Raw genomic sequence first — 21,549 nt, forward strand, 5'->3', positions numbered from 1 at the left:
TTTTTATTATTGGCAATCCTGAATATTAAGGTTATATTTGTGAAAGTAAAAATACATAATGTCCGAAACACAAAATAGCAAATTCCCAATCTATGCCGTCATTGCTACGGTTCTTTTTAAGCTTCTATTTTTATTAACGCACTACATTCAGGAAGATGCATTTATCACCTGGAGGGTTGCCCAGAATCTGTTGGATTATGGAGTCATTGGCTTCAATGGAGACACCAAGATTTCTGCCTCCACCACACATCTGTATGTATTTGTATCCTATATTTTCAATCTAGTTTTTGGAAAAGAAAACTTTATTGAACCTCTTTTGATTTTTAATTCTCTACTGTTTACCATAGGAACGTTATGGCTGTCTCATCTGGTTTTAAAAAATCCATGGCATAAAGCCATCTTTATATTTCTGATCGGGATTTTGCCGCCCTCCATTAAAATTTCAATCCTTGGAATGGAATACGGAATATTGTTTTTTCTGGAGATGGCATTGCTGTATTACGGTTTCCATAAAGGGAAAAAATGGGTTGTAACACTCCTTCCTGTATTAATTATGTTTACGAGAATTGATACAGTAATCTTCCTCGGAATTGTATTTCTTGTAGATCTATTCTGGAACAGAAAAATCAGATGGAATTATATTTTTGGCGGAGCGCTGGGAGTCTTAGCTACGGTGGCTTTCAACTGGTTCTACTTTGGCGAACTGGTGAACAATACCATTACTGCAAAAAAACTGCTGTACAGTGAAAATTTTACCATCCAGCAGCATATTGGGTATTTCTTTAAAAGTTTCGGAAACTTCTGGGGAATGCTGAAAGTTCCGGGAGATTTCAATCCTATGACGATTGTAGTATTGATTTTTGAATTGCTTTGCTTTATTTATCTGATCAGACAAAGGGAAAAAAGAAACTACTTTTTGTGGATGATTTTTCTTTTCGGATGGGCAAAACAAATCATTTTCATTTCTCAGAAAAGTTTATTCGACTGGTATTACTGGGTGCCGCAACTTTTACTTTTTGTTCCTGTTCTTATTTTTGTACTGGAACAGAAAGAGAAGAGAAACCTATGGTTGTCATTGCTTGTGATATTCTATATCTTCCCAATGCTTGTCTTCCAGACAGTTCACTGTATTGCAACAGGAAACGGAGAATGGAACTACCGCAGAACAATTGGTACCTTTTTAAATCAATATGAAAAAGACAAAAACCAGTGGATCTTATTGGAACCTGCAGGTTATGTTCCTTATTTTTCAGGATTAAAAACAATCGATGAGGTTGGATTGGTTGATAAACAGATTCAGGAAGAAATTAAAAAAGACAAGGTGAATTACTGGATCAACACGGTAAAAAACAGAAAACCGAAATATCTTCTTTCTTATCAGAATTTATACGAAGAAAAGAATGCCAATTCAGAATACTATAAAACTCATTATAGACTTTTAAAAGAGTTCAGAGTTAAAGATCATCTGAAAAGTGACAACAAAATTTTAGAAAAAATTTACCACCTGAAACCTTCCGGTACAGACTATAATTTGTACATTAGGGTTGATTAAAAGATTGAAATATTAGAGTGAAACAGTTTAAAATAACTCTTTCACTCTAGTACTCTCAAACCCTCAAACTCAAAACAAACCTAATACCTGAAAAAAATGAAATACTGTGCTTTTCTCCGTGGCGTCAACGTAAAAGGAACCAATATGAAAATGGCGGATGTATGCCAGGTTTTTAAAGATGCAGGGATGAAAGAAGTGAGTTCAATACTGGCTTCCGGAAATATTGTTTTTTCTTCAGATAAAAATGCGACAGAATTAAAAACCATTCTGGAAAAAGCGATGTCGGAACATTTTTCTTATGAAGCCTTTTTGTTTGTAAAATCTCAGGAAGAAACAGAAGTTTTCTGGAACAGTATTCCTTTTGAAAAAAAAGACGAACTTCATATTTATGGTTTTGTCGGAATTCCGGGAGTGGAAAAGGTTTTAATGGAAGAGTTTCAGAAAGCAGGTCAGGTCGAAAATGAAAAGGCTGCAATCGTTAATGATATATTTTACTGGCAGGTTCCGAAAGGAAATACCTTAGATTCAACTTTCGGAAAAGTGCTGGGTAAAAAAAGACTAAAAGATCAGTTTACCAGCAGAAATGTGAATACGTTTGAGAAGATTCTGAAGAAATTCTAAATATATTATTGCAGATGCTTCGACAGGCTCAGCATGACACCGTTATAAATTAACTTTTACTGTAGCATTAACCCGATGCTTTTTGGATAATTGGATAAATCATTAGCTATTATATTTTTCATGTTAATATAACAGATAGTATTAGAGCTGTCATGCTGAGCCTGTCGAAGCATCTATCACTTTAATAATTTTAGATTCAATAGGAACGGGCTTTAGCCCGTTTGTCAATAAAAGCAAAAGTCATTGGCTTCAGCCAAAACCTATCTTTGTAGCTATGTAAAGTTTCCCACAGATTTCTCAGATTTACACAGATTTTATCTTTGGAAAAGTGCAGGGGAGGAAAAGTCTAAAAGATCAGTTTACCAGCAGAAATGTGAATACGTTTGAGAAGATTCTGAAAAAGATGAATTGAAATACACGAATCACCTTCGAATATAGTTTGTCCAATTATATCATAACATTTATTGGAAATTCAATAGGAACGGGCTTTAGCCCGTTTGTCAATAAAAGCAAAAGTCATTGGCTTCAGCCAAAACCTATCTTTGTATCTATGTAAAGTTTCCCACAGATTTCTCAGATTTACACAGATTTTATCTTTGGAAAAGTGCTGAAAAAAAAAGTCTAAAGATCAGTTTACCAGCAGGAATGTGAATACGTTTGAGAAGGTTTTGAAAAAGATGAATTGAAATACACGAATCACCTTCGAATATAGTTTGCCCAATTATATCATAACATTTATTGGAAATTCAATAGGAACGGGCTTTAGCCCGTTTGTCAATAAAAGCAAAAGTCATTGGCTTCAGCCAAAACCTATCTTTGTAGCTATGTAAAGTTTCCCACAGATTTCTCAGATTTACACAGATTTTATCTTTGGAAAAGTGCTGAAAAAAAAAGTCTAAAGATCAGTTTACCAGCAGGAGTGTGAATATGTTTGAGAAGGTTTTGAAGAAACTCTAATATATTATTGCAGATGCTTCGACAGGCTCAGCATGACACCGTTATACATTAACTTTTAATGTGACATAAACCCGATGTTTTTTGGATAAATCATCAGCTATTATATTTTTCATGTTAATATAAAACATAGTATTAGAGCTCTCATGCTGAGCTTGTCGAAGCATCTACCACTTTAAGAATCATAGATTCAGAAGTCTTTTGATTACTAAACTGATTATTATAATTTTCACGTCAATATAACAGCTAGTATTAGCGTTGTCTTGCTGAGCCAGTCGAAGCATCTATCAATAAATAATCGGAAATCCAAAAGCCAAAAACTATTGCAGCCATAGCCTGTTAAAGCCTTCAAATAATTTCCATTTATGAAACTTTCTCAGTATTTTTACTGAACTTTTTAATTACAACAAAAATGATTCAGTATTTAGATAATATTTCGCACAAAGATTCAAAAAACTTTTTCCTTATTGCCGGACCTTGTATTATTGAAGGGGAAGATATGGCATTAAGAATCGCTGAAAAAGTAATCAGCATTACCGATAAATACAATATTCCTTATATTTTCAAAGGAAGCTTCAAAAAGGCTAACAGAAGCCGTGTAGATTCTTTCACAACCATTGGTGAAGAGAAATCTCTTGAAATCCTTAGAAAAGTAGGAGAGACCTTCAATATTCCTACCACAACCGATATTCATGAAAATGAGCATGCGGCATTAGCAGCACAATATGTAGATGTTTTACAGATTCCTGCATTCCTTGTACGTCAGACCGATCTACTGGTGGCTGCAGCCCAAACAGGAAAATGTGTGACTTTGAAAAAAGGGCAGTTCCTTTCTCCGGAAGCGATGAAGTTTGCCGTTCAGAAAATTACAGATTCCAATAACGAGAAAGTAGCGATTATTGAAAGAGGAAATTCTTTCGGATATACAGATCTGATCGTAGATTACAGAGGAATTCCTACCATGAGAGAATACGCTCCAGTGATTTTGGATGTTACACACTCTTTACAACAGCCTAACCAAAGTTCAGGCGTTACAGGAGGAAGACCAGATCTTATTGAAACCGTTGCCAAAGCAGGAATTGCCGTAGGAGCAGACGGAATTTTCATCGAAACGCATCCTACACCGGAAACGGCATTATCTGATGGTGCCAACATGTTAAGATTAGATTTATTAGAAGATTTGTTACAAAAATTGACAAGAATTAGAGAATCGATTTTGTAATTGTTAAAAAAACATTAATTTTAGAAATTCTAAAACATTTCTTTTGAAAAAACTAGTTTTACCGCTAAGCCTTATGGTCCCTGTACTGTTTTTCTCCCAACAAAGGAAAAAAGATACAGCGACTACTAAAGTAACCGATATAGAGGAAGTTGTCTTCCAGAAAAAAGCAACAGGAAGAACCAATGACCTTACCAACGTAAGAATTTCAGCGAAGGAAGCGAAATCAGTAGCTTCTATTAATGGAGGAATTGAAGGATTGCTTAAAACACTACCTTCTGTAAACTCCAACACCGAGCTGTCTTCACAATATATGGTTCGTGGTGGAAACTATGATGAAAACCTGATTTACATTAATGATATTGAGATTTACAGACCTTTCCTGATCAGAAACTCTCAACAGGAAGGGATGAGTATCATTAACCCGGATATGGTTTCCGCAGTGAATTTCTCTGCAGGAGGATTTGAAGCCAAATATGGTGATAAAATGTCTTCTGCTTTAAATATTTATTACCGTGAGCCTGAAAAATTTGAAGTTTCAGGGGAGGCAAGTTTAATCGGAGGCAGGCTTACAACAGGTCTGGCTTCCAAAAATAAAAAATTTACAGCCTTATTTTCAGGAAGATACAGGAATACCAATCTTGTTCTTAATACCTTAAAAGAGGATACGGATTTTAACCCGACGTATTGGGATTTTCAGTCTTATCTGAACTATCATGTCAGTGATAAATTCACGATGTCATTCATCGGATATTATTCCAAGAATGATTATGAAATGATCCCAAGGGCAAAAAGTGTTACATTCGGAAGCCTTCAGCAGCCTATCACAGTAAATATTGGCTATGGAGGACAGGAAAATGACCAGTATAAAAACATGATGGGTACATTTTCCATGAATTATAAGCCTGCAGACAAATGGAAGCTTACCCTGGATGCCTTTGCTTATCAGAACAGAGAAAGAGAGTATTATACCATACAGTCAGCCTACGAGCTTCAGACTTTTGATCCTGTTACGCAGCAACCTGTAACGTCTTTCGATGTTGGAGGGCAGATAGAACATGCCAGAAATGACTTGTTTGTAAGAACATATGGGACGCAGTTCAGAGCAAAATTCTCACCCAATGTTAATACAGACTTTGAGGTTGGATTTAAATATGAAAAAGAAAATCTGAAAGATCTTACCAACGAATGGAAACTGGTTGATTCTGCAGGATACAGCCTTCCAAGACCGGAAATTATTGATCCGAGAACCGGAACTACAGGAGATCTTAAGCTTGCTTATTATATTGCCGGGCAAAATAATATCGAACCAACAAGACTTTCAGCATACGCACAATATTCACAGAAGTTTTATTGGGGAGCCAGTAAAGTATTCGTGAATGCGGGAGTACGTGTAGCGAACTGGAGTTTTAATAAAGAAACAATATTTTCTCCAAGAGCACAGTTTGCGATCAAACCGGATTGGGACAGCGATATGTTGTTCAAAATTTCAGGGGGAATCTACTATCAGGCTCCTTTCTATAAAGAAATCAAGGATTTGGATGGTAATTTTAACTCTAATATAAAATCGCAGCGCTCTATCCAGGTCATTCTTGCCAATGATTATGAGTTCCAGATGTACGACAGACCATTCAAGCTTACTACGGAACTTTATTATAAAAAGTTGGATAACCTGATCCCGTATTATATGGATAATGTAAGAATCCGTTACTCAGGGCAGAATAATTCCAAAGGATATGCGTATGGTATTGATACCAGATTATTCGGGGAATTTGTTCCAGGTGTAGATTCTTGGCTATCTGCGAGTTATGCCAGAGTGTATGAAAATATTGATGGCAGAGGAGATATTCCAAGACCTACAGATCAGAGGTTGAGGTTTGCCATGTTCTATCAGGATTATATGCCAAGCTTTCCGAGTATGCGTGTGAACCTTACCTTAGTGTATGCTATGGGATTGCCTACGGGAGCTCCTGTAATGTTTAACAGCAACGGACAACCAGATTTTGGTTCAGCTTATAATTATCAGCAGACGCTGCCTTCTTATAAAAGAGTAGACTTAGGATTAACAAAGGTCTTTATTGATCCGAAAGAAAAAAATAAGAGATCCGGTTTCTGGGGTAATTTTGAGGAACTGACGTTAGGTGTTCAGGTTTTCAATGCATTTAATATCAATAATACGGTTGCCAACCAATGGATCACAGACTATAACAGCAATTATATGTATCCTGTTCCGGTACGTCTTACAGGACGTTTCTTTAATGTGAAACTGGAATTCAAACTATAGTTATAATTAAAAATAAAATAGCAGAAAGCTTCCGAGAATCCGGAGGCTTTTTGTTTACCCGAATTTTATAACAACATTACCAAATTCTATAACAACGGTTTCAGATATATTTTTAACTTTGTCTTACCAATGAAAAAGATTCTTGCCATAGTGTTTTCTATTTTCTACTTCGGGTTTTCTTCCGGAGCAGCTTTTAGCATTCATTATTGTATGAAAGAATTTGTTTCTGTAAGCCAGAAAGCGGATGATATCTGTGCTAAATGCGGTGTTAAGGAAAAAAAAGGATGCTGCAAAACGGAGATCAAAATCGTAAAAGTAGACGATTCACAGAAATCAGATTATCTGAATGTGGATTTCTTAAATGCAGTTTCAGAAATTCCGGTGAAACATCAGTTCACTGTTATTGACAAATCGTTTTCTGCAACCAAATTTACTCAAATTCAGATTAATGCGCCGCCTGAATTCCGGCCGGTGCCGATCTACATCAATCATTGTAATTTTAGAATTTAGAATCTGTCAGTCGTTTCCGGTATAAACATGTACTGGTATGGAACGACATGTTCTGACGCATTTACCGATGCGTGATCCATTATTCTTTATTAAAAATTAATTCTAAAATTTAAAACAATGAAAAAATATATCATCACAGCAGCCCTATCTTTATTCTCAATCGTGTCATTATCTGCACAATCTAAAAAGGATGCGCAGGTTTCTAAACTGTATCAGAATTATATTGCTATCAAGTCAGCATTAGCTTCGGATGATGCGGATAAAACTTCAAAAGCCGCAACAGAATTTATCAAGACAGCTTCAGCCATTGATTATAAAGTAGTTTCTGAGGGAAATCTTAATGTTTTAAGAAAAGACGCTTCTGTAATTTCTGATTCCCGAACTATTGCAGCACAAAGGGAAACTTTTTTCAATCTTTCGGATAATATGATCGCCTTGACCAAACAATTCAAACTTTCTGAAAAACCAGTCTACGTTCAATATTGCCCAATGGCAGACGGAAGCTGGCTAAGCGATGAAAAACAAATCGCTAACCCATACTATGGGAAGTCTATGCTTTCTTGCGGAAGTGTAAAGTCAGAAATTAAATAATTGCTGTATTATCCTTTAAAACAATAAGTTGTATGGTTTTAGGTTATCTTTAACTTTAAGCTGTACAACTTGTAAAAAGTTCGAAATATTATGAAAAAGCTTGTAATGTTTCTGATGCTGTTATTCTCTGTTTTTACTTTTGCACAAACTACAAAAACGTATTATACTTGTCCGATGCATCCGGAAGTAGTGTCTTCAAAACCTGGAGACTGTCCCAAATGCGGAATGACCCTGGTAAAAAAGACCGTTATCATAAAACCCAAAGTAGTTGCAAAACCGGAAACGAAACCTGTCCCTAAAACAGAGTCGAAAACAAAACCCACAGAAACTAAAATAAATAAAGTTAGTAAAGCAAAAGTTGCTGAGAAAACTAAGATTATAAAATCTTCTGTTAAGCCAGAGATAAAAAAGGTATTGCCGGTAAAAAATAAGGCTTTAACTCAAGCTCAAACTACCTATACCTGCACTATGCATCCGGAAATAGTTTCGGACAAGCCGGGAAAATGTCCTAAATGTGGAATGGAGCTGGTAGAAAAAGAAGCTCAGTCCCATACACAGGCTGAAAATCCTAAAGAAGAAAAATCTATTTTAAAACGTAATTCAGAAAATGGAAAGATTACTTTTGGAGGAAAAACGGTTCGTTATGATCTCTATGTAAAAGATACTATCGTCAATTTTACAGGAAAAAACAGAAGAGCAATTGCAATCAATGGTAAACTTCAGGCTCCGACTTTATATTTTACTGAAGGAGATACTGCAGAGATCTACCTGCACAATATGCTTAAAGAAAATACGGGGCTGCACTGGCACGGAGTGATCCTTCCCAATGAGCATGACGGTGTTCCTTATCTTACGACCAAGCCTGTAAAACCGGGCGAGACGCATTTATATAAATTCAGAATCTCGCAAAATGGAACGTACTGGTACCATTCTCATGAAGCCCTTCAGGAACAGATTGGGATGAACGGTATTCTGGTTTTCAAAAAAAGAGAAGGTGAGCCGAAAACAACATACAATGCCGAAATTCCGGTATTACTTGGAGATTGGAGTGATGATGATCCGATGCAGATTGCAAGAAGACTTCATATGGCCAATACAGACTGGTATGCGGTAAAGAAAAATGCAGTACAAAGTTACTGGGAAGCCATTAAGTCCGGGAATTTAGGAACAAAAGCCCTGAATGAATGGAAAAGAATGGAAGCCATGGATGTAAGTGATGTTTATTACGATAAATTCTTAATCAATGGTACACCAAGTTCAGATTATTCTAATGTAAAAGCTGGTGATAAAGTAAGACTAAGAGTTGCCAATGGAGGTTCATCTACCTATTTCTGGCTGAATTATGGCGGAGGAAAGATAAAAGTAGTGGGAAATGACGGGAATGATGTTGTACCGATAGAAGTTGATCGTTTAATTGTCGGGGTGTCGGAAACCTATGACATTGAAGTGACCATTCCCGAGAATAAAAGCTTTGAGTTCAGGGCGACTTCTGAAGACAGGATAGGGCACGCTTCTCTCTGGCTGGGTTCAGGTGAAAAGGTTGAAGCGCCCAATCTTCCAAGATTAATGCTTTTTGAAGGAATGAAAATGATGAATGGTATGATGGAAATGAGCGGAAATATGAAGCCGATGAATATGACGATGGGAAATCAAATGATGGATATGAATGAAGTGATGTATCCGGAATTGTCTGAAAATCAAAGGAAAACTACAGCGAAGCATATCAATGAAATGATGGGTGTGAAGACGAAAGATGATAAGAAAGAAGATCATTCTCAACACTCAGGAATGGAGATGAAAGAAGAGAAAACAATCAAAAGACTGTCTTACAATATTTTGAAATCTCCTGAGAAAACCATTCTTCCCACAGACAGTATTCGTGAAATGAAATTTACGCTTGAGGGGAATATGAATCATTATCTGTGGACACTGGATAATAAAACGGTTACAGAAACAGATAAAATTCTGATCAAAAAAGGAGAGGTACTTAGAATCAAGATGTATAATAATTCTATGATGCGTCACCCGATGCACCTTCATGGTCACGATTTCAGATTAATTAATTCAAAAGGAGAGTATTCTCCATTGAAAAACGTTGTGGATATCATGCCGATGGAAACCGTAACGATAGAATTTGCTGCGAATCAGGATGGCGACTGGTTTTTCCACTGTCATATTCTATATCATATGATGGCTGGAATGGGAAGAATCTTCAGTTATGAAAACTCAAAACCCAATCCTCAGCTTCCGAACAGAAAACTGGCCTGGAAAAACTTTATACAGGATAATAAAATGACCAGTTCCATGGCAATGCTGGATGTTGCAAGTAATAAGATCCACGCAGAAACAATGACGATGTTCGGACCAAGATGGGCCAATCTGAATGAGTTTCATTCCAATTGGAATTTTGATCATTTTGAAGGAAGTGCAAAAGTAGGTCGTTTCTTAGGGAAATTTCAATGGGCATTACCTTATGCAGGAATCAGGGTTCAGAAAAATCATGAGATCATGGAAAGACAGATGGCAGAAGATCTGGGAATAGAATTTCATGGGAAAAAGACCTGGTTCGGACAGCAGAAGGCTTCGAAAAATAGATTTGCATTCATTGTTGGTATGCAGTATGTATTGCCAATGCTGATTACTGCTGACGCAAGTGTTGATCAAAACGGAAAAGTGTTATTGGAACTTAGCCGAGAAGATATACCGCTTTCCAGAAGGCTGAGAGGAAATTTCAGTGTCAATTCAGATGGTGAGTTCTCAACAGGATTGAGATATATCGTTCAGAAATGGCTGTCTCTTTCAGGAAATTATGATAATGAAATGGGCTGGGGTGCAGGTGTTACTTTAACTTATTAAATACAACTAAATTATATTCAAAAAAGCTGTCTCATTGAGGCAGCTTTTTTTGATCAGATACATGTCATAGGGAAACTTTTTATGGACGCAAAGAATAGAGTATTCTAATGCATAGTTTTAGGAGGCAAAGAGCTGCGACTTTGTCGCTGATGAAGCTATAAGTTATACATTTGCTTAGAAAGAATCAATGAAATTGATTCTGGCTTTGCTCTCTTAAAATACTACAGATTAAAAATGAAACCTTTGCGTTTTAAATACTACCCTGCAAAGTGTCTTTACTTCTACTTACTTATTACTTTTACATTTATTTATAAGTAATGATCAATAATTACTTTACAGGCTTTGGAAACTTCTTTGTCAAAGTAAGCTTTGCCATCTTCCAAGTCATAATTTTGATATGTACATTTAGATGCAAACTCCTTTGCTAAAGTTATTTTCCTTAGGAAACTTACTGGATTCACCAATCTATTATTCTTTTTAGTAAGTCTTTTAAGAGTAATAAAATAAATTGAGTTAATTGGTTTTTAACTAGCTTTTCAATTTTTTCTTTTTCTTTTACATTCATAATAGTAATTTTTATTATTAATTATTCAAATGTAAGTTGTTGCTATTATGGTGTTGTTAAGTATAAATTTTTTACAATTTAAAAGGTTCAACACCATTTGATAGGTGATTACAAATATTATGAGTTTATGTAAAAAACAAAAGCCACCTCATTTTCACGAGATGGCTTTATGTAATTGATGCCAATGCTTTTATTTAGAAGCTCCTGCTGCTTTTTCAGTCTTTGCTGGTGTATAAGTAACTTTTGAAATATCAACCGTCATTTCCTTCAGACGTTTTGCCACATTTTCAGGCATTTCTTTCTGATATCTTCCTCCGATTACTTCAGCAAGGAATTTTTCGATTTCAGCATACATCGCCATATTATTCACAGGTTTACGGAATCCATGGCCCTCATCATCAGCAAGAATGTAGTTTACCTTTTTTCCTTTATCACGAAGAGCGATGACAATCTGATCTGCTTCAGCCTGCTTTACTCTTGGATCATTAGCTCCCTGAACAATCAGTAAAGGTTTGTTGATTTTATCTACACTGAATAGGGGACTTGCATCATGCATACGTTTTTTACCTTCTTCCGTTTTTGGATCACCTACCATCCCATAAAGGAAAGCACGGGCAGCTTCCCAGTAAGCAGGAACTGAATCCAGTAACGTAAATAAGTTACTTGGTCCTACGATATCTACTCCTGCAGCATATACATCCGGAGTGAAAGCCAGACCTGCCAGTGTTGCATAGCCACCGTAACTTCCTCCCATGATGACTACTTTATTTTTATCTGCAATTCCCTGATCGATCAGATATTTTACGCCCCAGGTAATATCATCCTGCATCAGTTTTCCCCACTGAAGATCTCCACCATTCTGAAACTTTTTACCATAACCGCCACTTGCTCTGAAGTTAGGCTGAAGCACGGCATACCCTCTGTTAGCTAAAAACTGTACGGTAGAGTTATATCCCCAATAATCTCTTGGACCTTTCGGGCCTCCATGAACCAAAACAACAACAGGAACATTCTTGCCAGATGAACCTACAGGTAAAGTCAGGTAAGCCGGAATTTCAAGTCCGTCACTGCTTTTATAGCTGATAGGAGTCATTGCTGCCAGATATTTTTCAACTTTTTTCAGTTCTGTTCTTGGCGTATACTGGAATATCAGCTGTTTTGTCTTTGCATCGAAGAAATAGGCTTCTGAAGCATATTTATCACCTCCTACAGAAACCAGAAACTTAGAGTAATCATTGGTAGAACTTGCAAAACCAACCTCTCTTCCAGGGAATTTACTTTGCAGGAATTTGTAGTTAGCTTCCCAGGCTTTATCTTTCCAGTAATATTCTGTTTTATCTCCGGTATAAGAAGTGTAGATCATTTTTCTTGTATTTCTGTCTAGGAACAGTCCTCCAAAATCTACTTTATCTTTAGGATCACTTTCTATTTTTGTAATCTGTTTTGTTTTCGGATCCATCAGGAATAGTGCAGATTTATCAAGATCTCCTTTATTGGTTACCAGATAAAACTTAGAATTGTCTTCGTTCCAGTTGGAGATATAAGCACTTTCTGTAACCAGTGTTTCGTAAATAGGAGTCAGTTTATCACCTTCTTTATAAAAAAACTGTGTCGTTCCCTTATCATCCGTTTTTGAAAGAACTCTTAATTTTTCATCCCAGTCAAAGTCGTAGCTTGTGATACGGTCTGTATTTTCGTAAATCTTTTTCAGTTCTCCTGTAGAAATTTTCACCGAATACAGATCGTGCCATGCTTTATCGCGGTTATTCAATCCAATCATCAGCAAATCAGGATCTTTTCTGCTTGCCATGTAGATACTGGCAGTTACGTCTTTAAGCGGTGTAATATTCCTTGATTCCGGAACTCCTTTTGTTACTTTTGCCATAGGATCTACTGCAAAAATATTCATGTTTTCATCACCGTTATTATCTTTTACATACAGAATATATTTTCCGTCTTCTGTCCAGAAATATCCATTCAACGGGCGTTTGCTGTTTGTTAAAGGACGTGCTTTTTCAAAAGGTTCATCAATTTTTTTTACCCAGATATTCATAATCCCTTCATATTCTTTTGTAAAGGAAATCCATTTCCCATCGGGACTCAGCTGTCCTCCCGCAATTTCCGGGTTACCAAAGAATAAAGCTCTGTCCAGTACCGGGACTTCCTGTGCTCGTGCTGTATGTACTCCTATGAGCAAGAGCAATACATAAAAGATTTTTTTCATGTTTTTAAGTTTTAGTTGTTATTAATTAATTGTTGATGATTTTTAAATTTTTATCAATTCTTATAATAATGAACTACATTTCCAGTTCAATGATTTTTTTTGCCATTTTCTGATTCATACTTTCCGGTAGTAAACCCATCAGAAAATTCCGGAGTGAATTTCCTTTTTCCCATTGAGAAACCTTTCCGATGGTACGGCTTGTATTAACTATATAATCAACCTTTTTCCTTCTGGTACTTTGAAACTTTTTGAAAATAGTATTGAAATCCTGATGACTTTCCAGCAATTTCCCAATGATATAAGCGTCTTCAATGGCCTGGCAGGCACCTTGTCCCATATTGGGAGTTGTGGCGTGAGCAGCATCACCAATCAGGCATAGATTTTCAGAATACCATTTGGGAATAGGAGCGAGGTCGGAAATTGTATTACAAATAATATCTTCGTTTGCTGTAGCTTCAATAAGTTGTAAGACCAAAGGATCAAAATCATTAAAAATCTCTGCAATTTCAAGATATCTCCCGAAGCTTTTTTCATTGATACAGGCATACCAGTATACTTTTCTATCAGAAATTTTTACAAAACCGAAACGTTTTCCTTTGCCCCACATTTCAAAAGCTTCCTGATGATGTTTTTCCGGAAGATCAAAATCTACCAGTCCACGCCAGCATTTCTGCCCGGAGTTTCTTATGATACCCATTTTCAGGATCTGATTACGGATAGGAGATTTTATGCCATCTGCTCCAAAAACGATGGCACTTTCAATCTGGTGTCCATTGTCAAAATCTAGAATATAATTTTCTTCTTTTCTTATTTTTTGTAAAGAATGGTCGAGCTGTATTGAATCTGGGTTTAAATTTTCTGCCAGAATTTTCTGCAGTTCAGCCCGGTGAATGGCAACATTACAGGAATTATACTGCTTTTCCAATTCCAGAATTTCTGTTTTGGAGATGGTCTGCAAAGACTCATTGGCGATAACGATTCTATGGATCTTATTACCTGCATTTTCAATCTTTTCTTTTAATCCCAAACGGTCAAAAACCTGCATGGCATTGACGGCCATCATAATTCCGGCTCCTACGGGTTTTATTTCGGGAGCAGATTCATAGATCGTAAAATCATACTGATGCTGTTTCAGTACATTTCCGAGGGTAAGTCCTCCGATTCCGGCTCCGATGATTGAAATAGTGTTCATGGATATTGTTTTTTGCAGATTATCACAACGTTGCGAAAGATTCTGTTTGATTACTCTATAACGTTAAAATATAACTCTCCGATACTTTTTTAAAACCATATTTACTGAAAAAATTGTGAGCGCCATGGTTGTTGACTCCGCTTTCCAATAAAATAAAACTGATATTCCAGTTTTTAGATTCATGAATGGCTTTCTCCAAAAGGGTACTTCCCAGGGACTGACCTCTTACAGATTGATCCAGGAGCATATCCTCCAGAATGGCGTATTTTTTAAAAGGACTGTTGATGACGTTGAAAACCATCATACCGACAATTTCACCACCTTCATTTTCTGCGATCAGAATATTCAGTTTGGAATTCCCGTCAGAATTAAAATCGGTGATCAGCTGTTCTGTCAGGATCAGTTCAAGATCAGGATTCCAATGGTGAGAGTCTATGGCTCTGCCGGACATCATTTCGCCATGAGAAATATAAGAATCTGTTTTATGGGTAATAAAAAAGTCTACGAGGTCTTTTACTCGGCTTTTATCGGTAAGCCATTGGGTAGTATATTTCATGAAGTGTGATGGTTTTTATTTTAAATTTTTCAGTTCTTGCAGCAATGTATTCTGCTTGTTGATAAATTGATTGAGACTATCTGTTTTCAGAGGGTGAGCCTTTTGATATTTTTCAATTTCAGGAAGTGTTTTTCTGATTTTGAATACAAGGTATTGATCATGAAGTGTGGTCCTGTTTGCTTTTATTTTGGCAATGAGGTCTTTGATCATCTGTGTTTTTATATTATATTTTTCAGCGCTTGCTTTTATCTCTTTTTCAATTTACTTCTTTGTAACAGAATCGGTTACCGAATTTGATAGTGCCGTTGCATCATTATAATATGTTTCCGATTTACCGATAATATCATCATATTCCGAAATGGAGGTTTCAGCTTCCTTTTGAATATTGTCTATTCTCGTATCAAGATCCTGTAAAGCTTTGTCATTTTTTATCAGTTCCTGATAGATTTCATGAACAAGGTTTCCCTCACGTGAGGAGTATCTGGTGTTTTTCTTAATAGCTCCTGAAACTGAAGATTCAGCATTGTCAACTGCATTTTCTACTACAGGTGCCTGCTTCGATTTGTTTTCGCTGCAGGAAATTAGAGATAAAGCCAGAATAGAAGCGAAAAGTATTTTTTTCATAGTATGTTTTGTTTTGGTTGAAAATCAACTTCATATCCAAAGCAACTAAAATTAATCATTTCAATGCTAATACAGGTGATCAAAGGATATGATTTTAATTAGTTGAACAAACCTTGAAAAATGTTACATGAATAAAAAAACGGAGCCTGAAACCAGACTCCGCCTATAAAATTTTTTACGCTAAAATTATTTACCCAGGTAAGATTTAAGGATCTTGCTTCTGGTATTGTGTTTTAGTCTCTTAATTGCTTTTTCTTTGATCTGACGAACTCTCTCTCTTGTAAGATCGAAAGTTTCACCAATTTCCTCTAAAGTCATTGGGTGTTTTCCGTTCAGTCCGAAGTACAATCTTACCAGATCAGCCTCTCTTGGCGTCAAAGTATTCAATGCTCTTTCAATCTCAATTTGTAGAGATTCCAGCATCAGATCTTTATCAGGACTTGGAGATTCTCCTGAACGTAATACATCATAAAGATTAGAATCTTCACCTTCTACCAAAGGCGCATCCATAGACAGGTGTCTTCCGGAGTTTTTCATAGATTCTTTGATATCTTCCTCGCTCATGTCAAGAACTTCAGCCAATTCTTCCGGAGAAGGTGGTCTTTCATTTTCCTGCTCAAGGTGAGCGTATGCTTTATTGATTTTGTTGATCGATCCAATTTTGTTCAACGGTAATCTTACAATTCTTGACTGTTCAGCCAATGCCTGTAAGATTGATTGACGGATCCACCATACTGCATAAGAGATAAATTTGAAACCTCTAGTTTCATCGTACCTTTTTGCCGCTTTCATTAATCCTAAGTTACCTTCATTGATCAAATCGGGTAAAGAAAGACCTTGATTTTGGTATTGTTTAGATACGGATACTACGAAACGAAGGTTGGCTTTGATTAATTTCTCAAGTGCGGCTCTGTCGCCTGCACGTATTCTTTGTGCCAATTCTACTTCCTCGTCCGCAGTGATCAGTTCCACTTTACCAATTTCCTGCAAATACTTGTCTAATGAAGCAGTTTCCCTGTTGGTAACCTGCTTAGTGATTTTTAATTGTCTCATTTATTTTATCCTCAAAAAAGAGTTACTATAATATATACGTATGAAAAGGTAAAAAGGTTACACAAGGTGTAATATTTTTTGTACAATGCATAGTGCAGAAGGTATTAGTGTCATTTTAAATAAATTTAATTATCTGATAATGAGTAGTTTGTTATTTTTCTTGATGGCGGGATAAAATTTAAATTAATAATGAAGACACCACTTAGAATCCTGTAATTTCCTTAAACCTTAAACCTTAAACCTTAAACCTTAAACCTTAAACTTTAAACAAAAAAAACGAAACCGAAGTCCCGTCTTTATATCTAAGATTACTATTGTAGGCTATTATAGTTAATGAACCCGCAACTCGCAACTCGTAACTAGAAAAGCTCGTTTAATACTTTTGCCAGTCTCAATCCACCGTATAGAAGCTGTCTTTCCATTGTTTCATTAAACTTGTACTGATAGTCGTAAGCTAATTTAGAATCGTTTGGAGTCTGTGCATAGATTTTGTTGGCGATTTTATGAGAATCATACAACCAGTCTTCCAGGGTTCCGGATTGGATCTGTGCCACTTCTTCTTTAGATTTGATATCCAGAAGTTTAGAATATTCAGTGTAGCTGTATTTTTGAGAATCTACTAATTTTCCATCCCAAACAGAGTGTAAATTGGTTTTTTCCCCGAAATAGGTAACATTGATTTTGTTTCCACCTAAGTCTTCAGCTCTTCCTACGTGTAGAGGCTGAGCAAGATCTCCCATAATGTGGATAAGGAAGATTAAAGCAATTTTTCTGTCTTTTTCGGAAGTGTTTTTGTCTTTGATCTGACTTGACAATGTGTTTACCTGAGTATAAAGGCTTGGTCCTGCCTGTGCTTTTAAATTTTGTTCAAATGCTTTAAAATCAGTCATCGGATCAATGTTTACATAATGCCATGATGAAGCCTGCTTCCATGCACCTGTGGTATCCGATTTGATAAAATCCGGCCAGTTTGCCCAGTAAGCGAGACGTTCTTTTCCCATGATCTTTTTAATCTCTCTTCTTGCTTTGCGGGAAAGGTGGTTTTGTGCAATGTCTGCAATCACTCTGTGTCCCGTTAATCCCCACGCATAAGAATAAAGTGAAGAGGCCATGAATGCTAAAATCAGAATTTTAGAATAAATACTTTTCATTTTAAATAACAATTTTCAGTCTGCAAAGATACGGCCCGCTTTCGGAATGAGCATGCTTTATCCTGAATTTATTCCATATCATGATGTTAATAAAATTTAATTTAAATAAAAGAAGCAATTACAGTAGGTTTGACGGCTTGAATTTTTCCGGTAACAAAGGGACAAGAGAGAACAGTACGGATTACAATTTAAAATCTGAATCACAACTTTAAACCTTAAACTTTAAACTATAAATGAAAACCCTTTAATCGATTGATTCTGAATAGTTAATTTTAAATTTAAAAAAGCAAATAAACAGGCTATTTACCGTATTTTCACGGAATTTGTAGAAAAATATTCCTATTAGTGTCAATAAATTACTACTTTTAGGATAAAATTGTTGTAAAAATATTTTTTCAAACTTATGAGATATATTATCTTTACAAGTCATAATCAGAGGAAACACTATGTATGAGAATAATATTGTAGATATGCATTACAATAAGCTGCAGACAGACTTTAAGGCTGAAGCTGTGGCTGTAAACCTCTTGAAATACCATCGTGCGGTAAGCAATATATTCATTGAGCGTGTAGGCGTGAACGACAGGGCTTACCTGAAGGATATAAAAAGTATTTCAAGCAGTTATTTAGGATTTGACGAGGAAGTTTTTACTATAGAGAGTTACAGAGAAGGTATTTACGACTATCTTCCGGAAGGATTATTTCATCCGCCGTCTCTGGGAGCTTCCAGAAAGAATGTTGATACTGTGGTAAGGGAAATCCGTAAACAGAAAAGGGTAGAGGATGATGCCCGTAAGTTTTTCCGACCTTTTGAGCTGGAAGTATTTTTTACGGAAATCAGTGCTTTGCTTAAAGAATCAGAATTTGATATCACCAGCAGTACAGATTCTTTGCTGGAAACAGTAAGTGAGCTTTGGCCCATGATCAAAATGCTGGACAAGCAGAGTGCCTATATTTTTATGCATATTTTACCATTTTTCCACCAGATCAGAGGAGACAAAAGATGGTTTGAAAGATGTATGACTGCTTTTCTGCAGGTACCGGTACAAGTAAGTTTTTCACCTAATATTATTGACGGAATTGAGAAAAATGATGATTCCATGTTATTGGGAAATTCAAGATTGGGAGTCACCTATATTCCAAGCGGACCTCATATGGACGGGCAGCGAAACTGGGTGGTGAACATTGGCCCTATTCCTTATGGGGATATGAAGAAGTATATTCCGGGAAGTCCGTTCAGAAATGTGCTTCAGTCACTGTATGACTATTTTCTTCCTGTAACAGTGGATGTGGAAGAGAATTTTGTCACAGAAAAAGAGGAATATTCATTCAGTCTTGAAGACGATGGAAGAAATGCCAGCCGCCTTGGATACTCTACATTCCTCTAAATTATTTTATTATATTTACAACTACCAACAAAGTATAAATTCGAAAAGAAACAAATGGAAATTTCTTCAGTAAAAGGTATTTTTTTAAGGTATATCTTAATGCCTTTAATCGCAATTATTATGATGGTTATACTCGGTGTAATCAGGAGAAATAAACCTGCGATCAAAATTAAAGTTATTATTATATATGTACTCCTTTGCAGCTTATGTCTGGCTATCCCGGGCGTTTTTGGATTTGCAGGAAATCTTTTTAATCCGTACTGGTATCTTATTGCACAGGTGATCTACCTTATTTTGGGGATTATTCATGTGAATCTGCTGCATAAATATTTCAAAAAGCATATTGATTCTCTGGCAATGAGTATTTTGTTTGAATCTATCCTTTCATTGACGTGTATTGCTTTGGGCGGATATCTTTTCACCCTGATCTTCAACTGGATGAGCAAAGGCACAGGATACGCTGTGATGGCGGCAACAAGTATGGTGATCTTTGTGGTTCCGATGGTATTTTATTACTGCTATATCCAGTTTATCAGCATTCCTTTTGATATTTATAAAACATGGAGATATTCACCAGAGCAGAAGCTGCCAGATTTTGAAGGGGCAGATTTTGACAGATTAATGGTCCTGAATGTTGAACTGAGCAAAAAATTAGAGGATACCAACCGTTTCAGAATTAAAGCGAAAACGCTTCCTACAGGGATTACTTTCGGAGATTGGTTCTATAGAGTAGTAGATGATTACAACCACAAAAATCCAGGTTCCATTATTCATCTTTCTGACGAAGGAAATGAACCTTACTACTGGATCTTCTACACTAAAAAATCGTTTTTCAGCTTTAGAAAATATATAGATTTCGACCACGACATTACGACAAACAACATTTCTGAAAATGAAGTGGTAATTTGTAAGAGAGTTATTCAGCATGAAGAGGAGGGAGTCACAAGAAAATCATAAACACAAAAAATTAAAAAGTATTAAACATGATACAGCCTATTAAACATTTTGCCATCAATTGGGTGGATGGGATGAAAGTTTCCCAGAGACACCTTAATGATCAGGATAATTTCTTAATTGATACCATCAGAGATTCCAATTCCCTTGGAATTACTACATATAACTACGGGCTTCTACCTATTTCCAATGAGTTTACAGACCGTACCATTTTTGATGTTCACAACACGGCAACCAATGATGTACAGTTGGTCATCAAGCGTTGCAGCGCTGTGACAATGGCAGGATACCGTATTGAACTGACAGACCGAAGAATCAGCGTGAAATCATTGGCGAAATCAATGAACGAAGAGCAGGCAGATGGTGAATATTATATTCTGATCTCTGTAAATCCTTTTGATAAAGTTCCTTTTGGAGATATTGATCCTGAGGAAATTCCGCCACGCCACCCGAGTGCACAGCCGAATCACCATATTGAACTGCTTCCTGTAACGTCTTTAAACAGCAGCTATTCCGGAGGAAATTATCTTATCATCGGTAAGGTAGATTTAAAAGGAAATATTGCTCAGGTGGACTCCAACTTTATTCCACCTTGTACTTCTGTACAGAGTCATCCGGCTTTGGTAGACTATTACAGCAGCTATGCGAAATCTATCGGAAATCTTCAGCAGTATGCTTTTAAAATCATTCAGAAAGCATCCCATAAAAATCAGAATACCGCATTGGCACAAAACGTTAAGTTCTTGTGTACTACCATGGTGAATACTTTTGGAGATATGTATTTCCAGTTCAGAAATATTACACCTTGGCAGCCGCCTGTATTTTTAATTGAGTCTTTTGCAAGACTGGCGCTTCATTTATACAATTCAACCCAGCTGCTTGTTCCTGCAGAATTGGAGGAAATGCTGAACTACAGTTTGGAATGGAGTGAAATTGCCCCTCATACTTTACTAAACCAGCTTTCTATTGTAGCAGAAACCAATTACGACCACCATAATTGCGGTGAACCATTGCTTTATATTCAACAGATGTTGAGAAGCCTTGAAATTATCTTCTCTAAACTGAGCGAGCTGGATTATATCGGTCAGAGAAAAGAAAATATTATCGTTAATGAGCAGGAAGTTTCCACAAACACAAACCCAAAAAGAGGTTGGAGTGTTTTAGATTAAAATCATTGAGTAAAAATAGAGTCCCGGATGAAAATTCGGGATTTTTTATAGGTCTATTTAGCAAAAATTAAAAGTACATTTGTTGT

Annotated in this window: 17 protein-coding genes; 10 read left to right on the forward strand and 7 right to left on the reverse strand. The window is 36.3% G+C overall.

Going from position 1 to position 21,549, the window contains the following annotated elements; translation table 11 throughout:
• Positions 1-58 precede the first annotated feature (58 nt).
• From RAH34_RS07210 to RAH34_RS07240, 7 genes are all read left to right on the forward strand, one after another.
• Positions 59-1,552, forward strand: a complete 1,494-nt coding sequence (locus tag RAH34_RS07210; protein WP_306595643.1) for a hypothetical protein — start codon at positions 59-61, stop codon at positions 1,550-1,552.
• Between the two features lie 96 nt (positions 1,553-1,648).
• On the forward strand, positions 1,649-2,173 hold the full coding sequence (locus RAH34_RS07215; protein WP_306595644.1) for a DUF1697 domain-containing protein: 525 nt from the start codon (positions 1,649-1,651) through the stop codon (positions 2,171-2,173).
• Positions 2,174-3,539: 1,366 nt separating this feature from the next.
• Positions 3,540-4,349: a 3-deoxy-8-phosphooctulonate synthase gene (gene kdsA / locus RAH34_RS07220; protein WP_034697782.1), complete on the forward strand. Its 810-nt coding sequence runs from the start codon at positions 3,540-3,542 to the stop codon at positions 4,347-4,349.
• 43 nt (positions 4,350-4,392) lie between these two features.
• Entirely contained in the window at positions 4,393-6,630 is a 2,238-nt protein-coding gene (locus tag RAH34_RS07225) for a TonB-dependent siderophore receptor (protein ID WP_306595645.1), read from the forward strand.
• 129 nt (positions 6,631-6,759) lie between these two features.
• Complete coding sequence (locus tag RAH34_RS07230; RefSeq protein ID WP_306595646.1) at positions 6,760-7,140, forward strand: hypothetical protein; 381 nt, start codon at positions 6,760-6,762, stop codon at positions 7,138-7,140.
• A gap of 117 nt (positions 7,141-7,257) precedes the next feature.
• Positions 7,258-7,731, forward strand: a complete 474-nt coding sequence (locus RAH34_RS07235; RefSeq protein WP_114822349.1) for a DUF3347 domain-containing protein — start codon at positions 7,258-7,260, stop codon at positions 7,729-7,731.
• A 90-nt stretch (positions 7,732-7,821) separates the two neighbouring features.
• Positions 7,822-10,587: a multicopper oxidase domain-containing protein gene (locus RAH34_RS07240; RefSeq protein ID WP_306595647.1), complete on the forward strand. Its 2,766-nt coding sequence runs from the start codon at positions 7,822-7,824 to the stop codon at positions 10,585-10,587.
• 755 nt (positions 10,588-11,342) lie between these two features.
• Here RAH34_RS07240 and RAH34_RS07245 read toward each other — a convergent pair.
• The 7 genes from RAH34_RS07245 to RAH34_RS07275 all read right to left on the reverse strand — a co-directional run bounded on the left by RAH34_RS07245 (position 11,343) and on the right by RAH34_RS07275 (position 17,952).
• Positions 11,343-13,376, reverse strand: coding sequence for a S9 family peptidase (locus tag RAH34_RS07245; protein ID WP_306595648.1), 2,034 nt, complete (start codon positions 13,374-13,376; stop codon positions 11,343-11,345).
• Positions 13,377-13,449: 73 nt separating this feature from the next.
• Positions 13,450-14,568, reverse strand: a complete 1,119-nt coding sequence (locus RAH34_RS07250; protein WP_306595649.1) for an FAD-dependent monooxygenase — start codon at positions 14,566-14,568, stop codon at positions 13,450-13,452.
• Positions 14,569-14,623: 55 nt separating this feature from the next.
• Positions 14,624-15,124 (reverse strand): GNAT family N-acetyltransferase, encoded by a 501-nt coding sequence (locus RAH34_RS07255; RefSeq protein ID WP_306595650.1) that lies wholly within the window; start codon positions 15,122-15,124, stop codon positions 14,624-14,626.
• Between the two features lie 15 nt (positions 15,125-15,139).
• Entirely contained in the window at positions 15,140-15,334 is a 195-nt protein-coding gene (locus RAH34_RS07260; RefSeq protein ID WP_306595651.1) for a hypothetical protein, read from the reverse strand.
• A 51-nt stretch (positions 15,335-15,385) separates the two neighbouring features.
• Positions 15,386-15,748 carry a hypothetical protein gene (locus RAH34_RS07265; protein ID WP_306595652.1) on the reverse strand — a complete coding sequence of 121 codons (363 nt, stop codon included), beginning with the start codon at positions 15,746-15,748 and terminating at the stop codon, positions 15,386-15,388.
• A gap of 186 nt (positions 15,749-15,934) precedes the next feature.
• Positions 15,935-16,801 (reverse strand): RNA polymerase sigma factor RpoD/SigA, encoded by an 867-nt coding sequence (locus RAH34_RS07270; RefSeq protein ID WP_002979276.1) that lies wholly within the window; start codon positions 16,799-16,801, stop codon positions 15,935-15,937.
• A gap of 359 nt (positions 16,802-17,160) precedes the next feature.
• The gene (locus RAH34_RS07275; protein WP_110011560.1) at positions 17,161-17,952 is read right to left on the reverse strand and encodes a S1/P1 nuclease; all 792 of its coding nucleotides are present in this window, start codon (positions 17,950-17,952) and stop codon (positions 17,161-17,163) included.
• Positions 17,953-18,422: 470 nt separating this feature from the next.
• Here RAH34_RS07275 and RAH34_RS07280 point away from each other — a divergent pair, with 470 nt between their 5' ends.
• The 3 genes from RAH34_RS07280 to RAH34_RS07290 are packed head-to-tail and all read left to right on the forward strand — an operon-like array spanning position 18,423 to position 21,463.
• Positions 18,423-19,340, forward strand: coding sequence for a type VI secretion system baseplate subunit TssG (locus RAH34_RS07280; protein ID WP_306595653.1), 918 nt, complete (start codon positions 18,423-18,425; stop codon positions 19,338-19,340).
• A 54-nt stretch (positions 19,341-19,394) separates the two neighbouring features.
• Positions 19,395-20,297, forward strand: a complete 903-nt coding sequence (locus RAH34_RS07285; RefSeq protein ID WP_306595654.1) for a TssN family type VI secretion system protein — start codon at positions 19,395-19,397, stop codon at positions 20,295-20,297.
• 26 nt (positions 20,298-20,323) lie between these two features.
• A complete protein-coding gene (locus RAH34_RS07290; protein ID WP_034697821.1) occupies positions 20,324-21,463 on the forward strand; it encodes a hypothetical protein in 1,140 nt (379 codons plus the stop codon).
• The last annotated feature ends 86 nt before the right edge of the window (positions 21,464-21,549 follow it).

The organism is Chryseobacterium sp. WLY505, from assembly GCF_030846215.1.
GTDB lineage: Bacteria > Bacteroidota > Bacteroidia > Flavobacteriales > Weeksellaceae > Chryseobacterium.

Bases quoted from the DNA above. Each gene is read 5' to 3' on its own strand.
- RAH34_RS07210 (WP_306595643.1), top strand. From the start codon at position 59: ATGTCCGAAACACAAAATAGCAAATTCCCAATCTATGCCGTCATTGCT.
- RAH34_RS07215 (WP_306595644.1), top strand. From the start codon at position 1,649: ATGAAATACTGTGCTTTTCTCCGTGGCGTCAACGTAAAAGGAACCAAT.
- kdsA (WP_034697782.1), top strand. From the start codon at position 3,540: ATGATTCAGTATTTAGATAATATTTCGCACAAAGATTCAAAAAACTTT.
- RAH34_RS07230 (WP_306595646.1), top strand. From the start codon at position 6,760: ATGAAAAAGATTCTTGCCATAGTGTTTTCTATTTTCTACTTCGGGTTT.
- RAH34_RS07235 (WP_114822349.1), top strand. From the start codon at position 7,258: ATGAAAAAATATATCATCACAGCAGCCCTATCTTTATTCTCAATCGTG.
- RAH34_RS07240 (WP_306595647.1), top strand. From the start codon at position 7,822: ATGAAAAAGCTTGTAATGTTTCTGATGCTGTTATTCTCTGTTTTTACT.
- RAH34_RS07245 (WP_306595648.1), bottom strand. From the start codon at position 13,376: ATGAAAAAAATCTTTTATGTATTGCTCTTGCTCATAGGAGTACATACA.
- RAH34_RS07250 (WP_306595649.1), bottom strand. From the start codon at position 14,568: ATGAACACTATTTCAATCATCGGAGCCGGAATCGGAGGACTTACCCTC.
- RAH34_RS07255 (WP_306595650.1), bottom strand. From the start codon at position 15,124: ATGAAATATACTACCCAATGGCTTACCGATAAAAGCCGAGTAAAAGAC.
- RAH34_RS07260 (WP_306595651.1), bottom strand. From the start codon at position 15,334: ATGATCAAAGACCTCATTGCCAAAATAAAAGCAAACAGGACCACACTT.
- RAH34_RS07265 (WP_306595652.1), bottom strand. From the start codon at position 15,748: ATGAAAAAAATACTTTTCGCTTCTATTCTGGCTTTATCTCTAATTTCC.
- RAH34_RS07270 (WP_002979276.1), bottom strand. From the start codon at position 16,801: ATGAGACAATTAAAAATCACTAAGCAGGTTACCAACAGGGAAACTGCT.
- RAH34_RS07275 (WP_110011560.1), bottom strand. From the start codon at position 17,952: ATGAAAAGTATTTATTCTAAAATTCTGATTTTAGCATTCATGGCCTCT.
- RAH34_RS07280 (WP_306595653.1), top strand. From the start codon at position 18,423: ATGCATTACAATAAGCTGCAGACAGACTTTAAGGCTGAAGCTGTGGCT.
- RAH34_RS07285 (WP_306595654.1), top strand. From the start codon at position 19,395: ATGGAAATTTCTTCAGTAAAAGGTATTTTTTTAAGGTATATCTTAATG.
- RAH34_RS07290 (WP_034697821.1), top strand. From the start codon at position 20,324: ATGATACAGCCTATTAAACATTTTGCCATCAATTGGGTGGATGGGATG.